The organism is Pseudomonas sp. BLCC-B112 (genome assembly GCF_028550695.1).
Lineage (GTDB): Bacteria > Pseudomonadota > Gammaproteobacteria > Pseudomonadales > Pseudomonadaceae > Aquipseudomonas > Aquipseudomonas danubii.
In genome coordinates this window covers 168,936-181,259 of the sequence record NZ_JAQQGK010000003.1, presented here as the reverse complement: position 1 = coordinate 181,259, position 12,324 = coordinate 168,936, and the positions used below count along the sequence as shown (strand labels likewise).

General features: G+C 60.9%; 11 protein-coding genes. All 11 read left to right on the top strand.

Annotated elements, in window-relative coordinates; translation table 11 throughout:
- Positions 1-16 precede the first annotated feature (16 nt).
- The 11 genes from PQT43_RS09750 (at position 17) to PQT43_RS09700 (ending at position 12,304) form a co-directional block, all read left to right on the top strand.
- On the top strand, positions 17-2,242 hold the full coding sequence (locus tag PQT43_RS09750) for an NADP-dependent isocitrate dehydrogenase (RefSeq protein ID WP_123394604.1): 2,226 nt from the start codon (positions 17-19) through the stop codon (positions 2,240-2,242).
- Between the two features lie 162 nt (positions 2,243-2,404).
- On the top strand, positions 2,405-2,851 hold the full coding sequence (locus tag PQT43_RS09745; RefSeq protein ID WP_102881785.1) for an NUDIX hydrolase: 447 nt from the start codon (positions 2,405-2,407) through the stop codon (positions 2,849-2,851).
- Positions 2,852-2,922: 71 nt separating this feature from the next.
- Entirely contained in the window at positions 2,923-4,056 is a 1,134-nt protein-coding gene (gene mnmA, locus PQT43_RS09740; protein WP_272753771.1) for a tRNA 2-thiouridine(34) synthase MnmA, read from the top strand.
- Complete coding sequence (gene hflD, locus PQT43_RS09735) at positions 4,053-4,676, top strand: high frequency lysogenization protein HflD (protein WP_025126594.1); 624 nt, start codon at positions 4,053-4,055, stop codon at positions 4,674-4,676. Before mnmA ends, hflD begins: the two co-directional genes overlap by 4 nt.
- 119 nt (positions 4,677-4,795) lie before the next feature.
- Entirely contained in the window at positions 4,796-6,166 is a 1,371-nt protein-coding gene (purB, locus tag PQT43_RS09730; protein ID WP_102881787.1) for an adenylosuccinate lyase, read from the top strand.
- 83 nt (positions 6,167-6,249) lie between these two features.
- Positions 6,250-7,416 (top strand): ribosomal protein uL16 3-hydroxylase, encoded by a 1,167-nt coding sequence (locus PQT43_RS09725; RefSeq protein WP_102864722.1) that lies wholly within the window; start codon positions 6,250-6,252, stop codon positions 7,414-7,416.
- Positions 7,409-7,831, top strand: coding sequence for a GNAT family N-acetyltransferase (locus PQT43_RS09720; protein ID WP_102864721.1), 423 nt, complete (start codon positions 7,409-7,411; stop codon positions 7,829-7,831). Before PQT43_RS09725 ends, PQT43_RS09720 begins: the two co-directional genes overlap by 8 nt.
- A gap of 176 nt (positions 7,832-8,007) precedes the next feature.
- The gene (locus PQT43_RS09715; protein WP_272753769.1) at positions 8,008-8,763 is read left to right on the top strand and encodes a secretin N-terminal domain-containing protein; all 756 of its coding nucleotides are present in this window, start codon (positions 8,008-8,010) and stop codon (positions 8,761-8,763) included.
- Positions 8,764-9,277: 514 nt separating this feature from the next.
- On the top strand, positions 9,278-10,603 hold the full coding sequence (aceA, locus tag PQT43_RS09710) for an isocitrate lyase (protein WP_025126589.1): 1,326 nt from the start codon (positions 9,278-9,280) through the stop codon (positions 10,601-10,603).
- Positions 10,604-11,205: 602 nt separating this feature from the next.
- Positions 11,206-11,619 (top strand): NADH-quinone oxidoreductase subunit A, encoded by a 414-nt coding sequence (locus PQT43_RS09705; protein WP_011062185.1) that lies wholly within the window; start codon positions 11,206-11,208, stop codon positions 11,617-11,619.
- Positions 11,620-11,629: 10 nt separating this feature from the next.
- Positions 11,630-12,304 carry a NuoB/complex I 20 kDa subunit family protein gene (locus PQT43_RS09700; protein ID WP_011062186.1) on the top strand — a complete coding sequence of 225 codons (675 nt, stop codon included), beginning with the start codon at positions 11,630-11,632 and terminating at the stop codon, positions 12,302-12,304.
- Positions 12,305-12,324: the final 20 nt, after the last annotated feature.

The window sequence follows — 12,324 nt, the reverse complement described above, 5'->3', positions numbered from 1 at the left end:
GAGAGTTAATCCGAATATGCCCACCCGCTCGAAGATCATCTACACCTTCACCGACGAAGCCCCGGCCCTCGCCACCTATTCCCTGCTGCCTATCGTAGAAGCCTTCACCGCTTCGGCTGATATCGCCGTGGAAACCCGCGACATCTCCCTGGCCGGCCGCATCCTCGCCAGCTTCCCTGAGCAGTTGGGTGCCAAAGCGGTACCGGACCACCTCGCCGAACTGGGCGAACTGGCCGTTACCCCGGAAGCCAACATCATCAAGCTGCCGAACATCAGCGCCTCGGTACCGCAACTGCAAGCCGCGATCAAGGAACTGCAGGCCCAGGGCTACGCCCTGCCGGACTACCCAGAAACCGTGACCTGCGACGCCGACAAAGACGCCAAGGCGCGTTACGACAAGGTCAAGGGCAGCGCCGTGAACCCGGTTCTGCGTGAAGGCAACTCCGACCGCCGCGCTCCGCTGTCGGTGAAGAACTACGCGCGCAAGCACCCGCACAAGATGGGCGCCTGGGCCAAGGACTCCAAGTCCCACGTTGCCCACATGAGCAACGGCGACTTCTACGGCAGCGAAAAAGCCGCCCTGATCGAAGCCGCAGACAGCGTCAAGATCGAACTGATCGCCCAAGACGGCACAGCCACCGTCCTGAAAGAAAAAACCACCGTGCAAGCCGGTGAAATCCTCGACTGCGCCGTGATGAGCAAAAAGGCCCTGCGCGCCTTCATCGCCGCTGAAATCGAAGACGCCAAGAAGCAAGGCGTACTGCTGTCGGTGCACCTCAAAGCCACCATGATGAAAGTCTCCGACCCGATCATGTTCGGCCAGATCGTTGCCGAGTTCTATCAGGACGCCCTGAGCAAGCACGCCGCCGTCCTGCAAGAAATCGGCTTCAACCTGAACAACGGTATCGGCGACCTGTACGCCCGCATCAAGGCCCTGCCGGCCGACCAGCAAGCTGCAATCGAAGCCGACATCCAGGCGGTCTACGCAGCCCGCCCTGCCCTGGCGATGGTCAACTCTGACAAAGGCATCACCAACCTGCACGTGCCGAGCGACGTGATCGTCGACGCCTCGATGCCGGCCATGATCCGTGACTCCGGCAAGATGTGGGGCACCGACGGCCAGCTGCACGACACCAAGGCGGTGATCCCAGACCGTTGCTACGCCACCATCTACCAGGCCGTGATCGAAGACTGCAAAGCCAACGGCGCGTTCGATCCGACCACCATGGGCAGCGTACCGAACGTTGGCCTGATGGCGAAAAAAGCCGAAGAGTACGGCTCCCACGACAAGACCTTCGAAATCAAGGCTGACGGCGTGGTTCGCGTGACCGACAGCAAAGGCAGCCTGCTGCTGGAGCAGAAAGTCGAAGCCGGCGACATCTTCCGCATGTGCCAGACCAAAGACGCGCCGATTCAGGACTGGGTCAAGCTGGCAGTCAACCGTGCTCGCGCCAGCAGCACCCCAGCGATCTTCTGGCTGGACCCGATGCGCGCCCACGACGGCGTGATGATCGAAAAAGTTCAGGCCTACCTGAAAGATCACGACACCAGCGACCTGGACATCCGCATCATGTCCCCGGTTGAAGCCATGAAGTTCACCCTGGCCCGCACCCGCGACGGCAAGGACACCATCTCGGTGACCGGCAACGTACTGCGCGACTACCTGACCGACCTGTTCCCGATCATGGAACTGGGCACCAGCGCCAAGATGCTGTCGATCGTGCCACTGATGAACGGTGGCGGCCTGTTCGAAACCGGCGCCGGCGGTTCGGCTCCGAAGCACGTGCAACAGCTGCTGGAAGAGAACTTCCTGCGCTGGGATTCCCTGGGTGAGTTCCTGGCCCTGGCCGCTTCCCTGGAGCACCTGGGCAACACCTACAACAACCCGAAAGCCCTGGTACTGGCCAAGACCCTGGACCAGGCTACCGGTCAGTTCCTCGACAACAACAAGTCGCCATCGCGCAAAGTCGGCAACATCGACAACCGCGGCAGCCACTTCTACCTGGCGCTGTACTGGGCACAAGCCCTGGCCGCCCAGACCGAGGACGCTGCCCTGCAAGCGCAGTTCAGCACCCTGGCCAAGACCCTGACCGAGAACGAAGCGACCATCGTCGCCGAGCTCAACGCCGTACAGGGCAAGCCCGTGGACATCGGTGGCTACTACAGCGCCAACCCCGAGCTGGTGAGCCAGGCCATGCGCCCGAGCGCCACCCTCAACGCAGCCATCGCTGCGCTGGTGTAAGCACGAGCGAACACACAAACCCCGGCCTCGCGCCGGGGTTTGTGCTTATGGATTGCGTAGGAGCCGGCTTGCCGGCGAAATGCACCCACGCCAAACAGGCGGCGCTCGCTTCGCCGGCAAGCCGGCTCCTACAATGCTCACCCTTTATAAAGGAGTGCCTTTATGGAATGGCAACCGCATATCACTGTCGCCACCATCGTCGAGGACCAGGGCCGCTTCCTGTTCGTCGAGGAGTACTCGGGCGAACAGGCCGTGCTCAATCAGCCCGCCGGGCACCTGGATGCCAATGAAAGCCTGCTCCAGGCGGCCATCCGCGAAACCCTGGAGGAAACCGGCTGGGACGTGGAGTTGACCGGCGTGGTCGGCATCTACCTGTACACTGCCCCCAGCAACGGCGTGACCTACCAGCGCGTGTGCTTTGCCGCCAAGCCGCTGCGCCATCATCCGGACTATCAACTGGACGACGGCATCATCGGCCCACGCTGGCTGAGCCGCGAGCAACTGCTGGAGCAACGGGCCAACTGGCGCAGTGAGCTGATCCTGCAGTGCCTGGACGATTACCTGGACGGCCAACTGCACAGCCTGGCGCTGATCCGACCAATGCTTTAACCGCAGTTTTAGCCTTGCAGGCCTCAGCCTGTTAGAATCGCGTCCTTTTTCAAGACACCCATTGAATTCCTATGCGTGATCCAGCCCCTTCTGACACCCAAAAGAAGCGCGTCATTGTCGGCATGTCCGGCGGCGTGGATTCTTCCGTTTCCGCCCTCCTGCTGATGGAGCAGGGATACCTGGTGGAAGGCCTGTTCATGAAGAACTGGGAGGAAGACGACGGAACCGAGTACTGCACCGCCATGGATGACCTGGCGGATGCCCAGGCCGTGTGCGACAAGCTTGGCATCAAGCTGCACACCGCCAACTTCGCCGCTGAGTATTGGGACAACGTGTTCGAGCACTTCCTGGCCGAATACAAAGCCGGTCGCACGCCGAACCCGGACATCCTGTGCAACCGCGAAATCAAGTTCAAGGCGTTCCTCGACTACGCCATGATGCTCGGCGCCGACCTGATCGCCACCGGCCACTATGTGCGCCGTCGCGACATCGACGGCCGCACTGAACTGCTCAAGGGCCTGGACCCGAACAAGGACCAGAGCTATTTCCTGCATGCCGTTGGCGGCGAGCAGATCGCCAAGACCCTGTTCCCGGTGGGCGAGCTGGAAAAACCCGAAGTACGCGCCATCGCCGAAAAACACGACCTGGCCACGGCAAAGAAGAAAGACTCCACCGGTATCTGCTTTATCGGTGAGCGGCGCTTCAGCGACTTCCTCAAGCAATACCTGCCGGCCCAGCCCGGCGAGATCAAGACCACCGAAGGTGAAGTCATCGGCCGCCATCACGGCCTGATGTACCACACCATCGGCCAACGCCAGGGCCTGGGCATCGGCGGCCTGAAAGACGCCGGCGAAGAGCCGTGGTACGTGCTGATCAAGGACCTGGAGCACAACGAGTTGATCGTTGGCCAGGGCAACGATCACCCCTGGCTGTTCTCCCGCGCCCTGCTGGCCTCCGACATCTATTGGGTCAACCCCATCGACCTGAGCCAGCCACGGCGCCTGACCGCCAAGGTGCGCTACCGCCAGAGCGACCAGCCCTGCACCCTGGAAAAGACCGCCAACGGCTACCGCGCCACCTTCGACGACCCGCAGCGCGCCGTAACCCCCGGCCAGTCCGTGGTGTTCTACGACGGTGAAATCTGCCTCGGCGGCGGCGTCATCGAAGTCGCCGAACCCTGGAGCAGCAAGGACGTCCGTCCATGAGCCCGATTCAGGAGCAACTGACGGCGCTGGGTGGGGTATTCCTCGCAGCTGTGCTGGTGGACCGCATCGCCAAGACCGGCCAGGTCAGCGAAGCGGCCTTGAGCTGCATGCTCGGCAGCCTGCTGATCCGTGATCCGAAGGACACCCTGGAAGTCTATGGCGGCGACGACATCAACCTGCGCGAGGGCTATCGCGCCCTGATCGGCGCCCTGGAGCGCGACCCCAGCACTCTGCAACGCGAGCCGCTGCGCTACGCCCTGTCGATGCTCGGCCTGGAACGTCAGCTGGCCAAGCGCGAAGACCTGCTGGAAACCATCGGCAAGCGCCTGCCGCAGATCCAGTCCCAGGTCGAACACTTCGGCCCGGCCCACGAAAACGTCATTGCCGCGTGCGGCGGGCTGTATCAGGACACCCTGAGCACCCTGCGCCAGCGCATTCAGGTACATGGCGACATGCGCAACCTGCAGCAACCGAGCAATGCCTCTAAAATTCGCGCCCTGCTGCTGGCCGGCATTCGTTCCGCACGCCTGTGGCGCCAGTTGGGCGGCCATCGCTGGCAACTGGTGATCAGCCGGCGCAAATTGCTCAAAGAGCTTTATCCATTGATGCGCAGCAGCTGAGCTGCGCCTGATTTTTCAAGAGCTGCGCGTAAGACGCTGGTCAGTTGGCAACGGACCTGCGGATATTTTCATGTATGATACGCGCCCCATTTCGTTGCCCGACTGTCCGAGAACACCCCATGCAGCTCTCTTCGCTCACTGCGGTTTCCCCTGTTGACGGCCGCTACGCCGGCAAAACCCAGGCCCTGCGCCCCATTTTCAGCGAATACGGCCTGATCCGTGCTCGCGTCCTCGTTGAAGTGCGCTGGCTCCAGCGCCTGGCCGCCCACAGCGCCATCAGCGAAGTGCCGGCGTTCTCCGCCGAAGCCAACGCCGTCCTCAATGCCCTGGCAGAGAACTTCTCCCTGGAGCACGCCGAGCGTGTCAAAGAGATCGAACGCACCACCAACCACGACGTCAAGGCCATCGAGTACCTGCTCAAGGAACAAGCCGCCAAGCTGCCTGAGCTGGCCAACGTCAGTGAATTCATCCACTTCGCCTGCACCAGCGAGGACATCAACAACCTGTCCCACGCCCTGATGCTGCGCGAAGGCCGTGATGAAGTGATGCTGCCGCTGATGCGCCAGACCGCCAACGCCATCCGCGAACTGGCGATCCGTTTCGCCGAAGTGCCGATGCTGTCGCGTACCCACGGTCAGCCGGCCTCGCCGACCACCCTGGGCAAAGAACTGGCCAACGTCGTGTACCGCCTGGAGCGTCAGATCGCTCAGGTCGCTGCCGTGCCGCTGCTGGGCAAGATCAACGGCGCCGTGGGCAACTACAACGCCCACCTGTCGGCCTACCCGGACATCGACTGGGAAGCCAACGCCCGCGCCTTCATCGAAGACGAACTGGGCCTGGCCTTCAACCCCTACACCACGCAGATCGAGCCGCACGACTACATCGCCGAGCTGTTCGACGCCATCGCCCGCTTCAACACCATCCTGATCGACTTCGATCGCGATATCTGGGGCTACATCTCCCTGGGCTACTTCAAGCAGCGCACCATTGCCGGCGAAATCGGTTCCTCGACCATGCCGCACAAGGTCAACCCGATCGACTTCGAAAACTCCGAAGGCAACCTCGGGATCGCCAACGCCCTGTTCCAGCACCTGGCGAGCAAGCTGCCGATCTCCCGCTGGCAGCGCGACCTGACCGACTCCACCGTCTTGCGCAACCTGGGCGTGGGCTTCGCTCACAGCGTGATCGCCTACGAAGCCAGCCTCAAAGGCATCAGCAAACTGGAGCTCAACGCCCAGAAGATCGCTGAAGACCTGGACGCTTGCTGGGAAGTCCTGGCCGAGCCGATTCAGACCGTGATGCGTCGCTACAACATCGAAAATCCGTACGAAAAGCTCAAGGAACTGACCCGCGGCAAGGGCATCAGCCCTGAAGCGCTGCAGACTTTCATCGACGGGCTGGACATGCCGGCCGCGGCCAAGGCCGAGCTGAAGCAGCTCACCCCGGCCAGTTACATCGGCAATGCCGTGGCCCAGGCCAAGCGCATCTGACCGACTGCTCGACCTTTTGACGCCCGGCCGCGCCGGGCGTTTTTATTCCTGCTAGAAAAGTAAACTTTTTCAATAGGTTACAAATGAATCCTGACATTCCACTTCAACTTCTGGGCGGCATCACTGCACGGGAATTTCTGCGTGACTACTGGCAGAAGAAGCCCCTGCTGATCCGTCAGGCCCTGCCTGACTTCGAAAGCCCGATCGAACCTGACGAACTGGCCGGCCTGGCCCTGGAAGAAGAAGTCGAATCGCGCCTGGTGATCGAGAAAGGCGAACGCCCCTGGGAGCTGCGCCGCGGCCCGTTCGCCGAAGACGAGTTCAGCAAGCTGCCGGAGCGCGACTGGACCCTGCTGGTCCAGGCCGTGGACCAGTTCGTCCCGGAAGTCGCCGAGTTGCTGGAGCACTTCCGCTTCCTGCCGAGCTGGCGCATCGATGACGTGATGATCAGCTTCGCCGCACCGGGCGGTAACGTCGGCCCGCACTTCGACAACTACGATGTGTTCCTGCTGCAAGGCCACGGCAAGCGCAACTGGAAGATCGGCCAGATGTGCGACTCCGAGAGCCCGCTGCTGCAGCACGCGGACCTGCGCATCCTCGCCGAATTCGAAGAGACCGAAAGCTGGGTCCTGGAGCCGGGCGATATGCTCTACCTGCCCCCACGCCTGGCCCACTACGGTGTCGCGCTGAACGACTGCATGACCTACTCGGTGGGCTTCCGCGCCCCGAGCGCCGCTGAAGTGCTGACTCACTTCACCGACTTCCTCGGCCAGTTCCTGCCGGACGAAGAGCGCTACACCGACGCCGACGTGCAGCCGGCCAGCGACCCGCACCAGATCCAGCAGGATGCCCTTGATCGCCTCAAGGGCCTGCTGGCCGAGCACATGAGCGACGAACGCCTGCTGCTGACCTGGTTCGGCCAGTTCATGACCGAGCCACGCTACCCGGAACTGGTGGTCGGCCCGGAACTGGAAGAGGACGACCTGCTGGGCAGCCTGGAACAGGGCGCTATCCTGATCCGCAACCCAAGCGCGCGCCTGGCCTGGTCGGAGGTCGATGAAGACCTGTTGCTGTTCGCCAGCGGCCAAAGTCGCCTGCTTCCCGGTAAACTGCGCGAGCTGCTGAAAATGATTTGCGCCGCCGACGCCCTGCATATCGACAACCTCGGCCCTTGGCTGGCGGATGAAGATGGGCGCGGCCTGCTGTGTGAACTGGTCAAGCAAGGGAGCCTGGGGTTTGCCGATGAATAAGATTCACGTACGTGTCGCAGACTGGCAAAAGGATAACGCCGAGATCCGGCGCATTCGTGAAGCAGTGTTCATTGCCGAGCAATCGGTTCCGCCCGAACTGGAGTGGGACGCCGACGACGACAGTGCGGTGCACTTTCTGGCCTGCGAGGGTGATTTCCCTATCGGTACCGCGCGCCTGCTGCCGGACGGCCATGTCGGCCGGGTCTCGGTACTCAAGGACTGGCGCGGCCTCAAGGTCGGCGATGCGCTGATGCGTGCAGTGATCGACGAAGCCGAGAAGCGCGGCCTGAAGCAACAGATGCTCAGCGCCCAGGTCCAGGCCACGCCGTTCTACGAGCGCCTGGGCTTCTCGATTGTCAGCGAGGAATTCCTCGAAGCGGGAATCCCCCACGTCGACATGGTTCGCGGCGCCTGACCGACAAGCCCCAGCGGCAATGGCCAGAGCGAACGCCCCGCCATCCCCTTGCGCCCACCAGGCGCAAGACCAGGATGCCGGGGCGTTTTGCCGTCTAGGATTCAACTTGCCCCACCCAAAGCCGACAAAGTGTCAAACTCAAGGCTTTACGCCAGCTACTCGCGGAGATAACGGATATGTCCCTACGCACCTTGCTCACGACGCTGCTGCTGACCTTCAGCTGCTCGGTCATGGCCGCCACCGAGATCGTGCCCCTCAACAACCGCACCAGCGCCGACCTGCTGCCGGTGGCGCAGAATTTTCTGGGCAAGGACGGCAAGGTCAGCGCCTATGGCAACCAACTGATCGTCAACGCCGAGCCGGGCAAGATCGCCGAACTGCGGGCCTTCATTGCGCAACTGGATACCGCGGCCAAGCGCCTGCTGATCACCGTCGACACCAACGAGAACAACTTCCAGGACAACCAGGGTTATTCGGTCAATGGTGCACCGCAAACGCGCATCATCAATCGCAGCACCGAGAGCCGCGATGGCGGCATCCAACAGGTCCAGGCCAGCGAAGGCTTGCCGGCGCTGATCCAGGTTGGCCAGAGCGTGCCCCTGACCACCACCCAGACCGATCCCTACGGTCGCCTGCAAAACCAGACTCAATACCGCAACGTCACCCAGGGCTTCTACGTGACAGCCAGCGTCACCGGCGAGACCGTGCACCTGAGTATCAGCACCAACCGCGACCGCATGAGCCAGGAACGCCCTGATGTAGTGAACGTGCAAAGTACCGACACAACTGTCAGTGGGCGCCTCGGCGAGTGGATCACCCTGGCCGGGGTCAATCGCCAGACCCAGGCCGACAAGCAGGCCCTGGGCCGCAGCTACTCGACTCAAGGACGGGATGACATGACCTTGCGCGTCAAGGTCGACGCCTTGGACTAAAGCACCAAAAACTGACTGATTAGTCGTATTAGACCAAAGATGTAGTGCCATAAAAAAAGCACTACAAAACATTTGACGAGCCAAAAAACCGCGGGCATGATGGCCTCGCTCCCGCTAATCAGGGGCCCTGGCAAGGGCCTTCGGATCGCCGCTCTAACCTACCCACCTGAGCCGATTCGTGTCTGTACTGCCCACAAGGTGTGTTTGACGAGATTGCGACTGGAACGAAGTTGTCCCGAGGGACGGAAGCGTATTTAGGTCGATCGGCAACACACTGATGGAACGCACCAAGGCCCACGACGCCCGCATGCGCACCGCAGCTCGCCTTCACCTGCTCACTTTCCCCTCGAGCCCATCGTTCACCCGTCGCCATCCCCGCCAGACCCGACTTGACCGCCTAAGCTTCCTGGTCAGCGAGCAGCCTTCCACGCAGCGTTATGACGCGTGATCGGCGGAGCCGGAATTCTCCAACCAAGAACGACTTTTTACACAAGACGCGACGAGGTTTATCTCCATGGCACTGACACGCGAACAGCAAATTGCAGCCCTTGAAAAAGACTGGGCTGAAAACCCGCGCTGGAAAGGCGTGACTCGCACTTATTCCGCTGCCGACGTGGTCCGTCTGCGTGGTTCGGTCCAACCCGAGCACACCCTGGCACGCATGGGCGCCGAGAAGCTCTGGAACCTGGTCACCCAAGGTGCCAAGCCGTCCTTCCGTCCTGAGAAAGATTTCGTCAACTGCATGGGCGCCCTGACCGGCGGCCAGGCTGTTCAACAGGTCAAAGCCGGCATCCAGGCAATCTATCTGTCCGGCTGGCAAGTGGCTGCGGACAACAACTCCGCCGAATCCATGTACCCCGACCAGTCGCTGTACCCGGTGGATTCGGTTCCGACCGTGGTCAAGCGCATCAACAACTCGTTCCGTCGTGCCGACCAGATCCAGTGGAAAGCCGGCAAGAATCCGGGCGACGACGGCTACATCGACTACTTCGCACCTATCGTAGCTGACGCTGAAGCCGGTTTCGGCGGCGTACTGAACGCCTACGAGCTGATGAAGAGCATGATCGAAGCGGGCGCCGCCGGCGTTCACTTCGAAGACCAGCTGGCTTCCGTGAAGAAGTGCGGCCACATGGGCGGCAAGGTGCTGGTTCCAACCCAGGAAGCCGTACAGAAGCTGACCGCTGCCCGCCTGGCGGCAGACGTTGCCGGTGTACCGACCATCATCCTGGCCCGTACCGACGCCAACGCTGCTGACCTGCTGACTTCGGACTGCGACCCGTACGACCAACCGTTCGTGACTGGCACTCGCACCCAGGAAGGCTTCTACAAAGTAAAAGCCGGTCTGGATCAAGCGATCGCCCGCGGCCTGGCTTACGCTCCGTACGCCGACCTGATCTGGTGCGAAACCGCCAAGCCGGACCTGGACGAAGCTCGTCGCTTCGCCGAAGCAATCAAGAAGGAATACCCGGACCAAATCCTGTCGTACAACTGCTCGCCTTCCTTCAACTGGAAGAAAAACCTGGACGACGCGACTATCGCCAAGTTCCAGCGCGAACTGTCCGCCATGGGTTACAAGCACCAGTTCATCACCCTGGCCGGCATCCACAACATGTGGCACAGCATGTTCAACCTGGCGCACGACTACGCCCGCAACGACATGACTGCCTACGTGAAGCTGCAAGAGCAGGAGTTCGCTGACGCCGCCAAAGGCTACACCTTCGTGGCTCACCAGCAGGAAGTGGGCACCGGCTACTTCGACGACATGACTACTGTGATCCAGGGTGGTTCGTCCTCGGTAACCGCTCTGACCGGTTCCACCGAAGAAGAGCAGTTCCACTGATTCCAGGCCTCGCGCCTTGATCGAGCGGCCAATGCAGGCCCGGTAAAAACAACTGCATTGCTGTACAACTGACGCCCCGACTGGTTCGGGGCGTTTTTTTGCCCGCCAAACCTGCAGCAGCCAGCTTGCCGGCGAACCGCTCCCCTGCAGCCCCCTCAAAAACCTCGAGGCGCCCGGCCCCTGCAAAAAAGCTCGCCAAACATTGATCCAGAGCGGTGTTACCCAGAGCGAAACAGGTTAAAAGGTGCGCCCCTGCTACTTGCAGTAACAGGGATATAACAAGCAACTTTCCCACTCCCCGAAGGAAAGCAGATTAAAACAACACCTAAACAATATTGATTATCATTTAGCCGCTATAACTTTCGTTGCAGCTGCAACAAAACATAATTAACAAAACCTCCCCTAATGCCCACAGGCCGCGGCTTACGGGGCTACAGGGGGGAGCTATGTCCTTATTACGATAAACAATTTCGCTTTAGAAATTTTACTTGCCCGGTGTTTAGCCATAAAATCAGCGCGATTGATTGCGCTGCGACATATCGTCACTGCTTTATTTCTTTATCAAGCTCAGAGACTCTTGCTCTCTGTTAAGGATTACCAGCATGCCCGAAGCGACAGGACTCATGGCCCACAACTGGGGCTTTGCCATTTTCCTTCTGGGTGTTGTCGGCCTTTGCGCCTTCATGCTCGGCGTCTCCAGCCTCCTCGGGTCAAAAGCCTGGGGCCGCAGCAAAAACGAACCGTTCGAGTCCGGCATGCTACCTACCGGTGGCGCCCGCTTGCGGCTCTCAGCCAAATTCTATCTGGTCGCGATGCTCTTCGTGATCTTCGATATCGAAGCCCTCTTTCTCTTTGCCTGGTCTGTGTCCGTCCGCGAAAGCGGCTGGACCGGATTCGTCGAAGCTCTCGTTTTCATAGCAATTCTGTTGGCAGGTCTTGTCTACCTTTGGCGAGTGGGGGCTCTTGACTGGGCTCCGGAAGGTCGTCGTAAGCGGCAGGCGAAGCTAAAACAATGAGGCTTTGGCGATGCAATACAATCTCACCAGGATCGACCCCGATGCTCCTAACGATCAGTACCCGATCGGCGAACGGGAAACCGTTTCCGATCCGTTAGAGGATCAGGTCCACAAAAACATCTTCATGGGCAAGCTGGAAGACGTGCTGAGCGGCGCGGTCAACTGGGGGCGTAAGAACTCCCTGTGGCCGTACAACTTCGGTCTGTCCTGCTGCTACGTGGAAATGACCACTGCCTTCACGGCGCCCCACGACATCGCGCGCTTTGGCGCCGAGGTTATCCGGGCATCGCCGCGTCAGGCGGATTTCATGGTTATTGCCGGCACCTGCTTCATCAAGATGGCGCCGATCATCCAGCGTCTCTATGAGCAAATGCTCGAGCCTAAATGGGTTATCTCCATGGGCTCGTGCGCCAACTCCGGTGGCATGTACGACATCTACTCCGTAGTTCAGGGGGTGGACAAGTTCCTGCCCGTGGACGTCTACGTACCTGGCTGCCCGCCCCGCCCTGAAGCATTCCTGCAAGGCTTGATGCTCTTGCAAGAATCCATTGGCCAGGAGCGTCGCCCACTTTCCTGGGTCGTCGGTGATCAAGGCGTGTACCGCGCCGAAATGCCGTCGCAAAAGGAGCAGCGCCGCGAACAGCGTATTCAGGTCACCAACCTGCGCAGCCCTGACGAAGTCTGATCCAGATCTGTTCTGACAAA

Bases quoted from the DNA above. Each gene is read 5' to 3' on its own strand.
- PQT43_RS09745 (WP_102881785.1), top strand. From the start codon at position 2,405: ATGGAATGGCAACCGCATATCACTGTCGCCACCATCGTCGAGGACCAG.
- purB (WP_102881787.1), top strand. From the start codon at position 4,796: ATGCAGCTCTCTTCGCTCACTGCGGTTTCCCCTGTTGACGGCCGCTAC.
- PQT43_RS09705 (WP_011062185.1), top strand. From the start codon at position 11,206: ATGCCCGAAGCGACAGGACTCATGGCCCACAACTGGGGCTTTGCCATT.
- PQT43_RS09725 (WP_102864722.1), top strand. From the start codon at position 6,250: ATGAATCCTGACATTCCACTTCAACTTCTGGGCGGCATCACTGCACGG.
- aceA (WP_025126589.1), top strand. From the start codon at position 9,278: ATGGCACTGACACGCGAACAGCAAATTGCAGCCCTTGAAAAAGACTGG.
- PQT43_RS09750 (WP_123394604.1), top strand. From the start codon at position 17: ATGCCCACCCGCTCGAAGATCATCTACACCTTCACCGACGAAGCCCCG.
- hflD (WP_025126594.1), top strand. From the start codon at position 4,053: ATGAGCCCGATTCAGGAGCAACTGACGGCGCTGGGTGGGGTATTCCTC.
- mnmA (WP_272753771.1), top strand. From the start codon at position 2,923: ATGCGTGATCCAGCCCCTTCTGACACCCAAAAGAAGCGCGTCATTGTC.
- PQT43_RS09720 (WP_102864721.1), top strand. From the start codon at position 7,409: ATGAATAAGATTCACGTACGTGTCGCAGACTGGCAAAAGGATAACGCC.
- PQT43_RS09700 (WP_011062186.1), top strand. From the start codon at position 11,630: ATGCAATACAATCTCACCAGGATCGACCCCGATGCTCCTAACGATCAG.
- PQT43_RS09715 (WP_272753769.1), top strand. From the start codon at position 8,008: ATGTCCCTACGCACCTTGCTCACGACGCTGCTGCTGACCTTCAGCTGC.